The following is a 15,559-nucleotide window of genomic DNA, read 5'->3' as shown; positions in this document are numbered from 1 at the left end:
TGAGAGCATGTTCATATGCCTGTAACTGACTTTAATATCGACGACGAGAGTCCGGAGGCCAGCCGCGGCGTTCAGTCGGTCGACCGCGCCATCACGGTTCTCGAAATACTCGCGCGTATGGGGTCTGCCGGAGTGAGTGAGATCGCCGAAGAAATGGGCGTGCACAAGTCCACGGCCTCCCGGCTCCTGGCGTCGCTCGATCAGCGAGGGATGGTCCAGCAGAATTCGGAGCGCGGCAAGTATCAGCTCGGTTTTAGCATTCTCCGTCTTGCCAATTCCATTCCGGGCAGGCTGAGCCTGGTCCGCGAAGCACGGCCCGTCTTGGAAGCCTTGGCCGAACAGTACAAGGAAACCGTCAATCTGGCCGTCCTGCGCTCCAACTACGCAGTCAACGTGGATCAGGCGATGGGCCCTTCCACCCTGTCCACGCATGACTGGATCGGCAGCCTCACGCCGCTCCACGCCACCTCCAGCGGCAAGGTGCTGCTTGCGGCGCTGACATCGGAACAGCGGCAAAGGATCCTTAAGGAGACCGGGCTCCCGGCCCAAACCGCCCGGACCATTACCTCCAAGCAGGAACTTGAGAAGGAGCTGCTCGAGGTGGGCAGTTCAGGCTACGCCGTCGTCTTCGAAGAATTCGAGATAGGCCTCAGCGCGATCGCCGTTCCCGTATTTGACCACCTCGGGACGGTTATCGGCGCTGTCAGCATGTCCGGTCCTTCATTCCGCTTCAAGCCCAAGGAAATGCCCGGCCTGATCGAGGATCTCAAACAGGCCGGGCAAGATATCAGTTCACGGATGGGTTACAGCGTCGAGTGATTCAGGAGCGTCGGGTACGGCGTCGGCAACGGGACCGGAGACCGTACCAGTGCCGTCGAGCATCTGCTGAACCCAGTGGTGGAACGCACCGATATGGTGCTCACTGGGAACCAGAACGCCGCCCTTTGCGTAGATCTTTGAGCCCATGGCAGGCTGGCAACGCTCGCACGCATCGAAATCCTGCTGGTTCACCCGGTGGAACAGCTCTACTGAGGACGTCAGGTCAGTGCCGCTCTCCACAACGCTGGGAAGATAGAGCCAGTCGCATTCGACGATCGTGTAGTCGGCGGCCATCGGGAACATCCGGTGGATGATGACGTGGTCCGGCACCAGGTTGACGAAGACCGTCGGTTTGATCGTAATGGCGTAGTAGCGCCGATCCTGATCGTCGCCGATGCCGGGAATCCGGTCCACGCCTTCCGAACCGTCAATGGTGAAGCCCTTAACCTCTTCACCGAACTCCGCGCCGTGGCCGACAAAGTACTGCGCCGCCAGTCCATCCGCGAATTCGGGCAGCACCTCCGTCAGCTCTGGGTGAATGGTAGCGCAGTGGTAGCACTCCATGAAGTTCTCGATGATGAGCTTCCAATTCGCCTTCACGTCGTAGGTGATACGCCGGCCAAGTTTCAAGTTGGCAACGCCGTAGCTCTCGATAGCCTGGACATCGCCGAGACGCTCCTCGATGGCCCCGACAACGTCGTCCTCGAACGACGGCGGCTCATCGGCCAGGCAGAGCCAGACATAGCCGAGGTATTCGCGCACGGCGACGTGGACCAGCCCGTACTTTTCCCGGTCGATATCCGGCATCTTCGTAAGGTTCGGGGCCGCGATCAGCTTGCCATCAAAGTCGTAGGTCCAGGCGTGGTAGGGGCACTGGAAAGAGCGGCCGGCCTCACCGGATTCCTCCATACACAGCTTGACCCCACGGTGCCGGCAAATGTTGTAGTACGCCCGAATTGCGCCCTTGCGGTTGCGTGTGACGATGACGGACTCGCGGCCAATCTGGACTGTCTTGTAAGCACCCGGCTTCGCTAGGTCCTCCGAGCGCACGGCACAGAACCACATCTGTTCAAAGATTCGTTCCTGTTCCGTCCTGAAAATGTCCTCATCGACATAGGTATTGCCGGGCAGGGTCGAGATAAGGCTTTCCGAGATGATTTCGGCAGTCATAGGGATACTCCTTGGAAGTGCGAGAAGCGGGAAAGTGCAATCAGATATTTGGAATGGTTACGGCGCAGGTAGCACTGAGGGGCTCAAGAAGCGGCCGCGAACTCCCCGACCGGGAGCACGTACTGCTGAGCATTCTTGTTCAGGAACTTGCGCCATTTGGTGAACTGCCGAGTCTGATCCACACCCAGTACGGCGACCGGTTCGGTACCGGCGTAGTACACGGCCAGGAAACAGCGCTCGGCAACGTTGCCGTGCTCGATTTCGATCCGGTCATGCCCTCGGACCTGGCCGGCAAACTGAATTCGTGATCCGTACTGATCCGACCAGAAGTACGGCGGATTGACCGGCTGCTGCACTGCGTTTTCGTCCAGCAGGGCGGCCACGGCGAGAGCTGGGCGTTCGTTCGCCCCGGCCCAGTGCTCTACGCGCTGGTGGCTTTGGGTTCGCAGATCGTACCAGGCGGCACAGTCGCCGACGGCGGATACACCAGCGCGGTTGGTCCGGCCCATGGCATCACATAGGACGCCATTGTCCAGCGCGATGCCCGACCCTTCCAGCCATTCAACGTTAGGTTGCGCTCCAATACCAACGAGTACGACGTCGGCAGGCAGCCGCCTGCCATTGTCCAGGACTACTTCGCTCACGGAGCTTCCGCTCATGGTGAAGGAGGAAACACCGGTCCCACAGAGCAGCTCCACTCCGGCTGCTTCATGAAGGCCGGCCACTGCGGCGCCCATTTGGGCTCCGAGCGGACCTGCCAGCGGTGCAACCGACATTTCCACTACGGTCACGTCCATGCCGGCTGCCTTCGCAGTGGAGGCGGTTTCCGCTCCGATGAATCCCGCACCGATGACCACAAGGCGATGTCCGGGGACCAGCCGGGGTCGCAGAGCCTCCGCGTCGGCAAGCGTGCGCAACGTGAAGACGTTCTGCAGGCCTTGCAGCTCGGCCAGCCTGCGGGCCGAAGCGCCCGTGGCGATTATCACTTTGTCTGCGGTGATGCTGCGCCCGTCATTGAGCGTGATGGTCAAAGACTCGGCTTCGAAGCGCTCGGCACGGACTCCCAGCAGCCATTCCGCGTTCAGGTCCTCACCGGCTTCCTCCAGCGCGAGGTCCTCCAGACCGATCTTGCCGGCCAGGAAGTCCTTGGACAGCGGCGGCCGATCGTAAGGCCGGGGCGCTTCGTCCCCGATGATGACGAGTCTGCCGGCAAAGCCTTGGGCCCGTGCTGCCCGCGCGGCGGAGAGTCCGGCCAAGGACGCCCCCACGACTACAAGAGTCTGCATAAATGGCCTTTCACAACACTGGAGAGATGCATTCCTGCACCTTCTGGCTAAGAAGCGTTGCCCAATTGCGCCTATCGCAACTCGCATCGCTATGTGAAACAGCATGGAGGTTACGAAATTCTGTGTCAAGAGTCACAAACGTGCAATTTTGACGGCGACGAAAGACTGCGGCGAAACATGTGGGCTGCAACACAAAAACCCTTGACAGATGCCCCCTTTAGCGGTCAGGCTGTTGCCTATCGTGAATGAAGTTGTTCATGACGGAACTGCCGCCAGCGAGCGGCCGGCTATGAAAGAGGTTCGCTCCATGCACAAGGCATGCCCATTGAAAGAGCTCGCACCCGGAGACGCGCTCCGGCTGGATACGTCCCCTCCCATCGCTGTTTTCCACACAGAGGAGGGCGAGCTCTTCGCCATCGATGATACGTGCACGCATCAGGACGCCTCGTTAGCCGATGGTTGGGTCGAGGGCTGTGAGGTGGAGTGCCCACTGCACGCATCCAAATTCAATTTACGTACGGGCAAGGTTGACGCCCCGCCGGCGAAGCTGCCGGTCCGGGTCCATGAAGTCGAGATAGTGGACGGAACCATCATGGTCCGGGAATCAGGCGACGCACCCAATCTCCCACCTGGTTTGACCGTAGACGGTCATATTTAGCTGGGACACGGGTCATCGAGCATAGGAAATTCATGACAACGAATAAAGAACTTGCAGTTGATGATGGCAATCCTGGCGATGAGCTCACCGAACTCGTTCGCACGGATCCGCTGGACGATGACCAGCAAGCCAAACCGCCGGCTGCAGAAGACACTTCACTGGATCAGCAGATCCTGCAGGAACTGCACGAGTCGGAAACAGAGCACGCCGCAGCCCGCCGGAGCCTGGTACCGCGTGGTCTGGACAAGACGGTCTTCGCGGTAGCGGGCGTCCTCGCTCTATGTTTTGTCGCGTGGGGCTTTCTTGGCACCGACAACCTTTCAGCCACTTCCCAGAACGCCCTCAACTGGGTCATGGAAAACACCGGCTGGCTCTTTATCCTGCTCGCCTCTCTCTTCGTTGTCTACGTGCTTTGGCTCGCGCTGGGCCGCTTCGGCAATATCCCGCTGGGAAAGGACGGTGAGAAACCGGAGTTCACGACCGTCTCATGGATCTCCATGATGTTCGCCGCCGGCATGGGCATCGGCCTGATGTTTTACGGGGTGGCCGAGCCGATGTACCACTACGTCGCCCCGCCACCCGGCAGCGTGAACGGTCAAACACCCGAAGCTATCCAGACCGCCATGGCTACATCCCTCTTCCATTGGACTTTGCACCCTTGGGCGATGTACGCCGTCGTCGGTGTTGCCATGGCCTATGGGACGTACCGTCTGGGTCGCAAGCAGTTGATCTCCGCCACCTTCACCTCGCTGTTCGGCCACAAGACTGTGGAGGGCCCGGTCGGCAAGTTCATCAACATTCTGGCTATCTTTGCCACGCTGTTCGGCACGGCAGCCTCGCTGGGCCTCGGCGCCTTGCAGATCGGCAGCGGCATGGCCTTCAACGGCTGGGTTGGCCAGCTGGCCACCCCGATCCTGGTGGCCATTGTCGCCGTGCTTACGGTCTGCTTCGTCGCCTCCGCGATTTCCGGTATCCGGCGCGGCATCCAGTGGCTCGCGAATATCAATATGGTCCTCGCAGTCATCCTCGCGCTGATCGTTTTCATAGCCGGTCCCACGCTCTTCATTCTCAATCTGGTGCCCGCCGCCGTTGGCGACTACGCCCGTGACTTAGCTGAAATGGCTTCACGCACCGAAGCCGTCGGCGACGAGGCCCTGCGTACCTGGATGTCCGGCTGGACCATCTTCTACTGGGCTTGGTGGGTCTCATGGACGCCGTTTGTTGGCATGTTTATCGCCCGCATCAGCCGGGGCCGAACCATTCGCCAGTTTGTCACCGGGGTGCTCCTTGTTCCCAGCGTCGTCAGCGTGATTTGGTTCGCAATCTTCGGCGGTGCCGCGTTCGGTGTTCAGGAGAAGGCTAACGAAACACCGGATACCGGCGACGGGCTGGTCGATATGGTCGACGGCGAACCCTCCATCTCCTTCGACGGCGCCCTTTTCGATCTGCTGCAGAACCTCCCGCTGCCGAACATTATCGCGGGCGCGGTGGCCGTTCTCGCTATGGTCCTGGTTGGCATCTTCTTCGTTACCGGCGCGGATTCGGCGTCGCTGGTAATGGGCTCCCTGAGCTCCAACGGTGCCGAGGAACCCTCCAGAGGTGTCGTCATCTTCTGGGGCGTGCTGACTGGCGGAGTTGCGGCGGTCATGCTGCTCGCTGGTGGCGATCAGCCCGCTGAGGCTCTCTCCGGGCTCCAGCGAATAACCATTGTGGCAGCCTTGCCCTTCGTCCTGGTCATGCTGCTGATGTGCTTCGCGTTGGCCAAGGACCTGCGCCGGGATCCGCTCTCCTTGAGGCGGCGGTTGGCAACGTCAGTGGTGGAACGCGCTATTCGGTCCGGTGTAGATCAGCACGGTGGCGTCCATTTCGACCTCGTCACGAGGCACGAATGCGACGAGCAGTGCGCTTCCAGCGATAAGTGCCCAACCCGGAACTCCGGCTCCTGATTTTTTCTACTGAACTTGCGAGGTAAATGACTATGACGGCTCTGGCCCCCACTGAACTACTCAACGATGACCTTCCGGCTGGCCGTGTTCACGCGTACGCTGGACAACGCACAGCCCCGTTTGTCCTGACGCTCTCGTGTCCGGAACGCCCCGGCATTGTCCACGCTGTGACCAGCTTCCTGGCCGAGCGCGGTTTCGACATCGCGGAGCACCAGCAATTCGACGACCATGTCAGTGGCACGTTGTTCCTGCGGACAGCTTTTGCGCCGGCAGGTATAACTGCTGGATCCGACGAAGACAAGGGCAGCGAGGCAAATCGCCCGGCGATGGCCGCGGCCTTGGCTAAGGAATTCGTGGATGTGGCGGACCGGTTCGATATGACCTTCGAAATCCATGATGGCAGCCCCAAGCGGCTGCTGGTCATGGTGTCAAAATTCGGCCATTGCCTCAACGACCTGATCTTCCGGTGGCAGGCCGGAAGCCTTGGTGCCGACATCGCCGTCGTTGTTTCCAATCATGAGGACTTGCGCCCGATGGCCGAGGCAGCGGGTCTGCCCTTTGTTCACGTGCCTGTCACTGCCGCTACCAAGGCCGAGGCCGAGCAGCGGCTGCTGGACCTCGTCGCAGAACACGACGCCGACCTGGTGGTGCTGGCACGCTACATGCAGGTGCTCTCGGACGGCCTTTGCGAGGCATTGCGCGGGCGCGCGATCAATATCCATCACTCGTTCCTGCCCGGCTTCAAGGGCGCAAAACCGTACCACCAGGCCTATGACCGCGGCGTGAAGCTGGTCGGGGCCACCGCCCACTACGTCACCGCCGATCTGGACGAGGGCCCGATCATCGAGCAGGAGGTCTTCCGGGTTGACCACAGCCTGGACCCTGCGTCCCTGGTCACGGTGGGCCGCGATGCCGAGGCCCAGGCTCTGTCCCGCGCCGTGAAGTGGCATTGCCAGCACCGCGTCCTGCTCAATAACACCCGCACCGTCGTCTTCCGCTAAACGCGATCCAAGGAGAATACCTATGAGCCCCACACCCCGCGTAGTCATCATCGGGGCCGGCATTGTCGGCGCCAATCTGGCCGACGAGCTGGCCACTCGCGGCTGGAACAACGTCACTGTCATCGAGCAAGGACCGCTGCATCTAGCCGGTGGTTCCACCTCGCATGCACCTGGCCTGGTGTTCCAGACCAACCCGTCCAAGACGATGACCGAGCTCGCTGGCTACACGGTGGAGAAGCTGCTCTCGCTCAGTGCGGACGGGCGCTCCTGTTTCAACCAGGTCGGCGGGCTTGAGGTCGCCACTACCGAAGCGCGCCTCGAGGAGCTGAAGCGCCGGCTGGGCTTCGCTACCTCCTGGGGTCTTGAAGGCCGGCTGATCGACCCGGATGAGTGCGGGAAGCGCTACCCGATGATCAACCGGGACATGGTCCTGGGCGGACTGTATGTGCCCTCCGATGGTCTGGCCTCCGCCGCCCGCGCGGTGCAGCTGCTGATCGAAAAGGCCAGCGAAGCGGGCGTAAAGTTCATCGGCTCCACCCCCGTAACCGGCATCGAGCAGGCCGGCGGCAAGGTCACCGGCGTTGAGACCCCCGACGGCGTGGTGCCTGCGGACATTGTGGTTTCCTGCGCTGGCTTCTGGGGCCCCAAGATCGGTGCCATGGTCGGCATGCCGGTGCCGCTGCTGCCGCTGGCACACCAGTACGTCAAGACCACGGCAGTGCCGGAACTGGCAGGTCAGAACGAACTGCCTAACGGCGCCCGCCTGCCCATCCTGCGCCACCAGGACAAGGACCTGTACTACCGCGAGCACGGTGAGCGGATCGGCATCGGTTCCTACGCTCACCGCCCCATGCCTGTGGACCTGGATGAGCTGCCGCAGGTACGGGCAGACCAGATGTCCGAACACCGCATGCCCTCGCGGCTGGAGTTTACCGAAGCCGACTTCCTGCCGTCGTGGCAGGACAGCCAGGAGCTGCTGCCCGCCCTGCGCGGCGCTGAGATTGAGGACGGTTTCAACGGGATCTTCTCCTTTACGCCGGACGGCGGCCCGCTGATCGGCGAATCGCCTGAGGTCAAGGGGTTCTACCTCGCGGAGGCCGTCTGGGTGACCCACTCGGCCGGCGTCGCCAAGTCCGTCGCCGAGCTGCTGGTGGAAGGCCAGTCCCGCACGCCCCTGCACGAGTGCGAGGCGACCCGCTTCGAGAAGATCCAGGTCAGCAAGGAGTACGTCAGCGAAACCTCGCAGCAGAACTTCGTGGAGATCTACGACGTGCTCCACCCGCTGCAGCCACGGGAATCTCCGCGCGACCTCCGCGTCAGCCCGTTCAACGTACGCCAGCACGAACTCGGCGCCTTCTTCCTCGAGTCCGCCGGCTGGGAGCGTCCGCACTGGTACGAGGCCAACAGCACGCTGCTGCAGGAACTGCCGGAAGAGTGGCAGGCACCGGAGCGGGACAGCTGGTCCAACATGTTCCACTCCCCCATCTCCGCCGCCGAAGCGTGGAAGACGCGTACCGCCGTCGCGCTTTACGACATGACTCCGCTGAAGCGCCTAGAGGTTACCGGCCCGGGCGCGCTGGCGCTGCTGCAGCGGCTGAGCACCGGCAACATCGCCAAAAAGCCGGGGGCTGTCACCTACTGCCTGCTGCTGGCGGACGACGGCGGCGTCCGCAGCGATGTGACCATCGCACGGCTCGCCGAGGAGACTTTCCAGCTCGGCGTCAACGGCAACATCGACTTCGACTACTTCCGGGTCGAGGCCCGCAAGCAGTCCGCGGCCGATCCGGCGCAGTGGGTCCATGTCTCCGATATCACCGGCGGCACCTGCTGCATCGGGCTGTGGGGACCGCTGGCCCGCGAGGTCATCGGCAAGGTCAGCGAGGACGACTACACCAATGACTCGCTGCGCTATTTCCGGGCCAAGGAGGTCCACATCGATGGCATCCCCGTCACGGCCTGGCGGCTGTCCTATGTCGGGGAGCTCGGCTGGGAGCTGTACACCTCGGCCGAATACGGGCTGAAGCTGTGGGATCTGCTCTTCGAAGCCGGCCAGGAGTACGGCATCATCGCCGCCGGCCGCGGTGCCTTCAACAGCCTCCGGCTGGAAAAGGGCTACCGGCTCTGGGGCACCGATGTCACTCCCGAGCACAGCCCGTATGAAGCCGGACTCGGGTTCTCGGTCTTCAAGGACAAGACGGACTTCGTGGGCTACGAAGCGTTGGCCGCCCGCCGCGCCGAGCCTGCCTCCCGGGAACTGAAGTGCCTGACGGTCGACGACGGCACGTCCGTGGTGCTGGGCAAGGAACCGGTGTTCGTCGACGGCGAGCCCGCGGGTTACGTCACCAGCGCGGCCTACGGCTACACCGTTGGCCGGCCGATCGCGTACGCCTGGCTGCCGGCAGGCCTGGCGGAGGGCGATTCCGTGGAGATCGGTTACTTCGGCCGGAAGGTCGCCGCGACCATCGCTGCCGAGCCGCTGGTGGATCCGAAGATGGAACGGCTGCGCGGGTAGCAGGTGACGGACCACTGACCGGCTAGCGCCGCAACGGACAGCAGCGGCCCCGCTCCAGTTGGAAGGAGCGGGGCCGCTGCGCTGTGCTTGATGCTTGCTGCGTTTAGCTGCGTTTAGTCTGCGACGTTTTCGTCGTCGTCGGCAGCGGCCAGCTGCCCGCAGGCGCCGTCGATCTCCTTGCCGCGGGTGTCGCGCAGCGTCGTCGGGATGCCGGCGGCGATCAACCGGTTGATGAACTCGGTCTCCACCGCCTTTTCCGACGAGGTCCAGATGGAACCGGGCGTCGGGTTCAGCGGAATCGGGTTCACATGCACCCAGCCGCGGCCGCGCTTGTTCAGCTTCTTGGCCAGCAGATCCGCACGCCACGCGTGGTCATTCATGTCCTTGATCAGCGCGTACTCGATGCTGACGCGGCGGCCGGTCACTGCGTAGTAGTTGTAGGCAGCATCCAGCGCCTCGTCGACCTTCCACCGGCTGTTGACCGGAATCAGCTCGTCGCGCAGTTCGTCGTCCGGCGCGTGCAGGCTCAGCGCGAAGGTCACCGGGATGTCCTCGGCCGCGAGCTTGTTGATCGCCGGCACCAGACCCACGGTGGAGACGGTGATGTTGCGGGCGGACATGCCCAGGCCTTCGGGCGCCTCGGCTGCCATGCGGTGCACCGCTGCCATCACGCGCTTGTAGTTGGCCAGCGGTTCGCCCATGCCCATGAAGACAATGTTGGTGACGCGCTCGGCGTCGTGCCCGCCGTCCTTGCGCTTGCCGCCCAGCGCGCCTTCGGCGATCACCCGGTTGGCCTGGACAATCTGGTCCAGGATCTCCGCGGTGGACATGTTTCGCGTCAGCCCGGCCTGGCCGGTGGCGCAGAACGGGCAGTTCATGCCGCAGCCGCACTGGCTGGAGACGCACAGCGTGATCCGGCCCGGGTAGCGCATCAGCACCGACTCGACCAGCGAGCCGTCGAACAGCCGCCACAGGAACTTGATGGTGTCGCCGTTGTCCGTCTTGAGCTGCTTGACCTTGGTCAGCAGCGTCGGGAACATCTCGGCCACCAGTTCTTCGCGGCCGTCCTTGGGCAGGTCGCTCATGGCTTCCGGGTCCGTGGTGAAGTGCTGGAAGTAGTGCGTGGAGAGCTGCTTGGCGCGGAACGCGGGCAGGCCCATTTCCTTGAGCTTGGCCTGCCGCTCGGCGAGGGTCAGATCAGCCAGGTGTGTCGGCGGCTGCTTCACACGCGGCGACTTGAACTGCAGCAGCGGTCGGCCGTCGCTGGTGACAGCGGGCTCGGCACCTTCTACAGCAGGACGGACCTGTGGCCGGGAAGACGTGGCGGTGGGGGAAGAATTCAAAACAGACATCTACACCATTCTCCCATGCCGATGCAAATGAGTCGGACGGCCTGCCTTTACGGTTTGAGCAGCACCTTGATCGCGCGGCGTTCGTCCATGGCCTTGTACGCTTCGGCCGCGTCGTCGAGGGGCATTTCGACGTCGAAAACCCTGCCCGGGTTGATCTTGCCGGCAAGCACGTCTTCCAGCAGCTCGGGCAGGTAGACACGCGTGGACGCAGCACCGCCTGCCACCGAGATGTTCTTGGCAAACAGCACGCCGATGGGCAGTTCCGCTCCGCCTGCCGGAACGCCGACAAAGCCCACGCTGCCGCCGGGGCGCGTGGACCGCAGCGCCTGGTCCATCGATTCCTTGGTCCCCACGCATTCGAGCACCGAATCCGCGGCCACCCCGCCCAGCAGCGAACGCACCGCTTCCGCCCCGGCCTTTCCCCGCTCCTCGACGATGTCGGTGGCGCCGAACTCCTTGGCCAGCGCCTGCCGCTCCGCATGCCGGGACATCATGATGATCCGCTCCGCCCCGAGTCGTTTCGCCGCCAGCACCCCACACAGCCCCACGGCCCCATCGCCAACAACGACGACGGAACGGCCCGGCCCTGCCGCCGCGCTCACCGCCGCATGGTGCCCCGTTCCCATGACATCGGAGAGCGCCAGCAGGTTGGCGGTCAATTCTGCATCCGGCCGGTCCACGCCGGGCACCTTCACCAGCGTTGCCTCGGCCCGCGGCACGCGCACGGCCTCGCCCTGGCCGCCGTCAACGTGGAAACCGTGCTCGTCAATGCTGCCCCAGGAGGCCCGGTGGTCACACGCCACCGTAATGCCGTTGCGGCACTGCGGGCACTCGCCGCAGTTGCCCACCCACGGCGCGACCACGAAGTCACCCGGAACCAGGGCCGTCACGGCATCCCCGACGCTCTCGACCACACCGACGAATTCGTGGCCGATGGCGCGCGGCTCTGCCGTCTCGCGGACACCCCGGTAGGGCCAGAGATCCGAGCCGCAGACACAAGACGCGGTCACTTTGACCACCACGTCCGGGGGAAGCCGCACGTTGGGATAGGGCCGCTCTTCCACCCGGATGTCGCGGGGTCCGTGGATGATGGTGGCGCGCATGTGCTCTCCTTGCGTCGGGAACGGCTGTTTCCAGCCTAGCCAGCCCCCCGGACCGCAGGAAGTCATGCTGCGTAACGGCCGGCGATTTCGGCGCGTCCGCCCCAGGCAACAGGTTAAAAAGTACGACGGCGGCGCTGTCACCTTCGCGATGAAGGTGACAGCGCCGCCGTCGTTAGCTTGAACTTTCCGCTTGCGCGGACGAACCCTTAGAGGTTCGAGGGTTCCTCGTGCTCGGGGTAGACCTCGCGCAGCAGGTGGGCGGTCTCGGACGGCGTCTTGCCGACCTTGACGCCTGCGGCCTCGAGGGCCTCCTTCTTGGCCTGGGCGGTACCGGCGGAACCGGAAACGATGGCGCCGGCGTGGCCCATGGTCTTGCCCTCGGGCGCGGTGAAGCCTGCCACGTAGCCGACAACCGGCTTGGTGACGTTGTTCTTGATGAACTCGGCCGCACGCTCTTCGGCGTCGCCGCCGATCTCGCCGATCATCACGATGGCCTTGGTGTCGGGGTCAGCCTCGAACGCGGCCAGGGCGTCGATGTGCGTGGTGCCGATGACCGGGTCGCCGCCGATGCCGATGGCGGTGGAGAAGCCCAGGTCGCGCAGTTCGTACATCATCTGGTAGGTCAGCGTGCCGGACTTGGAGACCAGGCCCACGCCGCCCTTGCCGGTGATGTTCGCCGGGGTAATGCCCACGAGGGACTCGCCCGGCGTGATGATGCCGGGGCAGTTCGGGCCGATGATGCGGGTGATCTGATTGCCGTCGGCGTCCTTCTTGGACTGTGCCAGTGCCCAGAACTCTGCGGAGTCCTGGACCGGAACACCTTCGGTGATGACGACGACGAGGCCGATTTCGGCTTCGATGGCCTCGACCACGGCGTCCTTGGTGAAGGCCGGCGGAACGAAGACGATCGAGACGTCAGCGCCGGTCTCGGCGATGGCTTCCTTGACCGAACCGTAGACGGGCAGTTCGAGCTGCGCGCCGCGCTGGTCCTTGTGCTGAACCGTGGTGCCGGCCTTGCGGGCGTTCACGCCACCGACAACGTTGGTGCCGGCGTGGAGCATACGGGCGGTGTGCTTGGAGCCCTCGCCGCCGGTGATGCCCTGGACGATGACCTTGGAGTCCTTGTTAATGAAGATAGACATGTTCTTTTTCCTCGATCCTCAGGCGTTCGCCAGTTCGGCGGCCTTGTCGGCGCCTTCGTCCATACCGACTGCCAGGGTGACCAGCGGGTGGTTCGCGTCCCGGAGGATACGGCGGCCTTCCTCGACGCTGTTGCCGTCCAGACGGACAACCAGCGGCTTGGTGGCCTTCTCGCCCAGGATCTCCAGGGCCTTGACGATGCCGTTTGCGACGGCGTCACACGCGGTGATGCCACCGAAGACGTTGACGAACACGCTCTTGACCTGCGCGTCGTTCAGGATGATGTCCAGACCGTTGGCCATGACCTCGGCCGAAGCGCCGCCGCCGATGTCCAGGAAGTTGGCGGGCTTGACGTTGCCGTGGTTTTCGCCGGCGTAGGCGACGACGTCCAGCGTGGACATAACCAGTCCGGCGCCGTTGCCGATGATGCCGACCTGGCCATCGAGCTTGACGTAGTTCAGGTCCAGTTCCTTGGCCTTGGCCTCGAGCGGATCCGCGGCGTCCTTGTCTTCGAGCTCAGCGTGCTCCGGGTGGCGGAAAGCAGCGTTCTCGTCGATGGAGACCTTGCCGTCGAGGGCCACGATGTCGCCGGCGCCGGTCTTGACCAGCGGGTTGACCTCGACCAGGGTGGCGTCTTCCTTGATGAAGACATCCCAGAGCTTGACGATGGTCTCGGCGACCTTGCCGCGCAGTTCCTCGGCGAAGCCGGCTGCGGCGACGATCTCGTCGGCCTTGGCCTGGTCGATTCCGACGGCGGGGTCAACGGCGATCTTGGCCAGAGCGTCGGGGCGCTCGACAGCCAGCTGCTCGATCTCCATGCCGCCTTCCACCGAGCACATGGCCAGGTAGTTGCGGTTGGCCCGGTCCAGCAGGACGGAGAAGTAGTACTCCTCGGCGATGTCCGCACCCTGGGCGATCATGACCTTGTTGACCGTGTGGCCCTTGATGTCCATGCCGAGGATGTTGGTGGCGTATTCGAACGCTTCATCCGGAGTCTTTGCGACCTTGACGCCGCCGGCTTTACCGCGGCCGCCAACCTTTACCTGAGCCTTGACGACAACAACGCCGCCAATCTTTTCGGCTGCTGCTTTGGCTTCTTCTGGAGTGTAGGCAACGATTCCTGCAAGCACGGGTACAGCATGTGCCTCAAAGAGATCGCGCGCCTGGTATTCATACAGGTCCACGGGTTGTGTCCTTCTACGTCGAAGTCGTTTCTGACTCGGAGCGCGGATCTGCGTCACTTCGTGCCTGCGTAGGCGGACATTTTTTCGGTGCAAATCCGTTCGCGCTCCAAGGGGAACTTTAGTCCCTTGGCGTGCGACGCCTGTCCTAGAGTACCGCTTTAGTGATCAAGGGCACAGTTCTATGGTTTGTAGAAAAGTAACCCCTTGCGGTACTTTGTGACGCGCCGCTCACGGCCCCGCGGGCCGGGCTCATTCTTGGGCTACTGCTTGGCCTGGCGGCTTTCATCCGGGGTGCCGGCAGAGGCATCCGCGGAGGCGTCGGCGTGGCTTTCGGAGCCGGCCGGCACCAGCACGGGACTCCCGTCCTTGATGACGGTCTGGTTCAGCAGCGGAATGCGCAGTCCGGCACGGTCCAGATCGCCCTTCAGGCGTGCGCGCATGGCCCGTGCCACGCCCCACTGTTCCAGCGGCTTGGTCCGGATGGCGAGGCGGATGACCACGGATTCGCCGGTGAGCGCCTCGACGCCCCAGATCTCCGGATCGTCCAGGATGAGCCGCCGGTAGTCCGGGTCCGCACGCAGGTCCTTGGCCGAGCTCAGAATCAGGTCGCTGACCTTTTCGACGTCGGCATCATAGGGAACCGGGATATCCAGCACGGCGCGAGCCCAACCCTGCGAGGAGTTGCCCACCCGCAGGATTTCGCCGTTGCGCACGTGCCAGAGCGTACCGTCCACGGCACGTACCTGCGTGACGCGCAATCCAACCGATTCCACCGTGCCCGAGGCTTCGCCCAGGTCCACCACGTCGCCGATGCCGTACTGGTCCTCGGCCACCATGAACAACCCGGAGAGGTAGTCCTTGACCAGGGTCTGGGCACCAAAACCAATCGCAACACCGGCGATACCGGCACTGGCCAGCAGCGGCCCGAGGTCGAACCCGAGTTCGGTCATGACCATCAGGATCGTCATGACACCAATGACCACTGTGGCGATGGAGCGCAGCACCGAGCCGATGGTCTGTGCCCGCTGGGCCCGGCGCACGGCCGCGATCGGCGAATCCTGCATCAGCCAGTAGCGCGGGTCCTTGATGTTTTTGCCGATGGCGTCGGCGTCGAGTTTCTCGAGCTTCGCCGTCTCGCCATTGGCAATCTTCGTCGACATCCGGCGAATGACAATCCGCACCAGCAGGTTCAGCAGGAACCCGCCGATCAGAATCACCGCGACGCGCAGCGGTTTATCCATCCAAAATCCCAGAGTGCCCAGCTGGGCTACATCCACATCCGCCACATTCAAATCCATACGAAAAACGCTATGTTGTTATGCCAGCGTGACCAAATGCGGATCGCCGCCACGGCGTCTTCTGCGCTGTGCCGCCGGGTTCCGGCGCGG

12 protein-coding genes are annotated in these 15,559 nt (G+C 63.5%); 5 read left to right on the top strand and 7 right to left on the bottom strand.

Going from position 1 to position 15,559, the window contains the following annotated elements; genetic code table 11:
- Positions 1 to 15: 15 nt before the first annotated feature.
- The gene (locus tag AC20117_RS10910; RefSeq protein WP_074699713.1) at positions 16 to 819 is read left to right on the top strand and encodes an IclR family transcriptional regulator; all 804 of its coding nucleotides are present in this window, start codon (positions 16 to 18) and stop codon (positions 817 to 819) included.
- On the opposite strand, the gene AC20117_RS10905 is transcribed toward AC20117_RS10910, so the two are convergent.
- Positions 793 to 1,989, bottom strand: a complete 1,197-nt coding sequence (locus AC20117_RS10905) for an aromatic ring-hydroxylating oxygenase subunit alpha (RefSeq protein WP_074699714.1) — start codon at positions 1,987 to 1,989, stop codon at positions 793 to 795. The two genes, AC20117_RS10910 and AC20117_RS10905, sit on opposite strands and share 27 nt — an antisense overlap.
- A gap of 83 nt (positions 1,990 to 2,072) precedes the next feature.
- Positions 2,073 to 3,275 (bottom strand): NAD(P)/FAD-dependent oxidoreductase, encoded by a 1,203-nt coding sequence (locus AC20117_RS10900; protein ID WP_074699715.1) that lies wholly within the window; start codon positions 3,273 to 3,275, stop codon positions 2,073 to 2,075.
- A gap of 307 nt (positions 3,276 to 3,582) precedes the next feature.
- Here AC20117_RS10900 and AC20117_RS10895 point away from each other — a divergent pair, with 307 nt between their 5' ends.
- Genes AC20117_RS10895 through AC20117_RS10880 form a run of 4 tightly spaced genes read left to right on the top strand, consistent with a single transcriptional unit; the run spans position 3,583 to position 9,392 of the window.
- Positions 3,583 to 3,933 (top strand): bifunctional 3-phenylpropionate/cinnamic acid dioxygenase ferredoxin subunit, encoded by a 351-nt coding sequence (locus AC20117_RS10895; protein ID WP_074703044.1) that lies wholly within the window; start codon positions 3,583 to 3,585, stop codon positions 3,931 to 3,933.
- Positions 3,934 to 3,965: 32 nt separating this feature from the next.
- Entirely contained in the window at positions 3,966 to 5,879 is a 1,914-nt protein-coding gene (locus AC20117_RS10890) for a BCCT family transporter (RefSeq protein ID WP_074699716.1), read from the top strand.
- Between the two features lie 32 nt (positions 5,880 to 5,911).
- Positions 5,912 to 6,880: a formyltetrahydrofolate deformylase gene (gene purU / locus AC20117_RS10885; RefSeq protein ID WP_083339616.1), complete on the top strand. Its 969-nt coding sequence runs from the start codon at positions 5,912 to 5,914 to the stop codon at positions 6,878 to 6,880.
- Positions 6,881 to 6,902: 22 nt separating this feature from the next.
- Complete coding sequence (locus AC20117_RS10880) at positions 6,903 to 9,392, top strand: GcvT family protein (RefSeq protein WP_074699717.1); 2,490 nt, start codon at positions 6,903 to 6,905, stop codon at positions 9,390 to 9,392.
- 113 nt (positions 9,393 to 9,505) lie between these two features.
- On the opposite strand, the gene rlmN is transcribed toward AC20117_RS10880, so the two are convergent.
- From rlmN to AC20117_RS10855, 5 genes are all read right to left on the bottom strand, one after another.
- On the bottom strand, positions 9,506 to 10,744 hold the full coding sequence (gene rlmN / locus AC20117_RS10875) for a dual-specificity RNA methyltransferase RlmN (protein ID WP_074699718.1): 1,239 nt from the start codon (positions 10,742 to 10,744) through the stop codon (positions 9,506 to 9,508).
- A 47-nt stretch (positions 10,745 to 10,791) separates the two neighbouring features.
- The gene (locus tag AC20117_RS10870; protein WP_074699719.1) at positions 10,792 to 11,847 is read right to left on the bottom strand and encodes a zinc-dependent alcohol dehydrogenase family protein; all 1,056 of its coding nucleotides are present in this window, start codon (positions 11,845 to 11,847) and stop codon (positions 10,792 to 10,794) included.
- A 206-nt stretch (positions 11,848 to 12,053) separates the two neighbouring features.
- The gene (sucD, locus tag AC20117_RS10865) at positions 12,054 to 12,989 is read right to left on the bottom strand and encodes a succinate--CoA ligase subunit alpha (protein WP_074699720.1); all 936 of its coding nucleotides are present in this window, start codon (positions 12,987 to 12,989) and stop codon (positions 12,054 to 12,056) included.
- Between the two features lie 18 nt (positions 12,990 to 13,007).
- Positions 13,008 to 14,171 carry an ADP-forming succinate--CoA ligase subunit beta gene (gene sucC, locus AC20117_RS10860; RefSeq protein WP_074699721.1) on the bottom strand — a complete coding sequence of 388 codons (1,164 nt, stop codon included), beginning with the start codon at positions 14,169 to 14,171 and terminating at the stop codon, positions 13,008 to 13,010.
- Positions 14,172 to 14,431: 260 nt separating this feature from the next.
- Positions 14,432 to 15,469, bottom strand: a complete 1,038-nt coding sequence (locus AC20117_RS10855; RefSeq protein WP_074699722.1) for a mechanosensitive ion channel family protein — start codon at positions 15,467 to 15,469, stop codon at positions 14,432 to 14,434.
- Positions 15,470 to 15,559 lie beyond the last annotated feature (90 nt).

The sequence above is a fragment of the Arthrobacter crystallopoietes genome (assembly GCF_002849715.1).
Lineage (GTDB): Bacteria > Actinomycetota > Actinomycetes > Actinomycetales > Micrococcaceae > Crystallibacter > Crystallibacter crystallopoietes.
This window is presented reverse-complemented; position numbering and strand designations above follow the sequence as displayed.

Coding starts and splice junctions, on each gene's coding strand:
- AC20117_RS10910 (WP_074699713.1), top strand. CDS start 16: ATGCCTGTAACTGACTTTAATATCGACGACGAGAGTCCGGAGGCCAGC.
- AC20117_RS10905 (WP_074699714.1), bottom strand. CDS start 1,989: ATGACTGCCGAAATCATCTCGGAAAGCCTTATCTCGACCCTGCCCGGC.
- AC20117_RS10900 (WP_074699715.1), bottom strand. CDS start 3,275: ATGCAGACTCTTGTAGTCGTGGGGGCGTCCTTGGCCGGACTCTCCGCC.
- AC20117_RS10895 (WP_074703044.1), top strand. CDS start 3,583: ATGCACAAGGCATGCCCATTGAAAGAGCTCGCACCCGGAGACGCGCTC.
- AC20117_RS10890 (WP_074699716.1), top strand. CDS start 3,966: ATGACAACGAATAAAGAACTTGCAGTTGATGATGGCAATCCTGGCGAT.
- purU (WP_083339616.1), top strand. CDS start 5,912: ATGACGGCTCTGGCCCCCACTGAACTACTCAACGATGACCTTCCGGCT.
- AC20117_RS10880 (WP_074699717.1), top strand. CDS start 6,903: ATGAGCCCCACACCCCGCGTAGTCATCATCGGGGCCGGCATTGTCGGC.
- rlmN (WP_074699718.1), bottom strand. CDS start 10,744: ATGTCTGTTTTGAATTCTTCCCCCACCGCCACGTCTTCCCGGCCACAG.
- AC20117_RS10870 (WP_074699719.1), bottom strand. CDS start 11,847: ATGCGCGCCACCATCATCCACGGACCCCGCGACATCCGGGTGGAAGAG.
- sucD (WP_074699720.1), bottom strand. CDS start 12,989: ATGTCTATCTTCATTAACAAGGACTCCAAGGTCATCGTCCAGGGCATC.
- AC20117_RS10855 (WP_074699722.1), bottom strand. CDS start 15,469: ATGGATTTGAATGTGGCGGATGTGGATGTAGCCCAGCTGGGCACTCTG.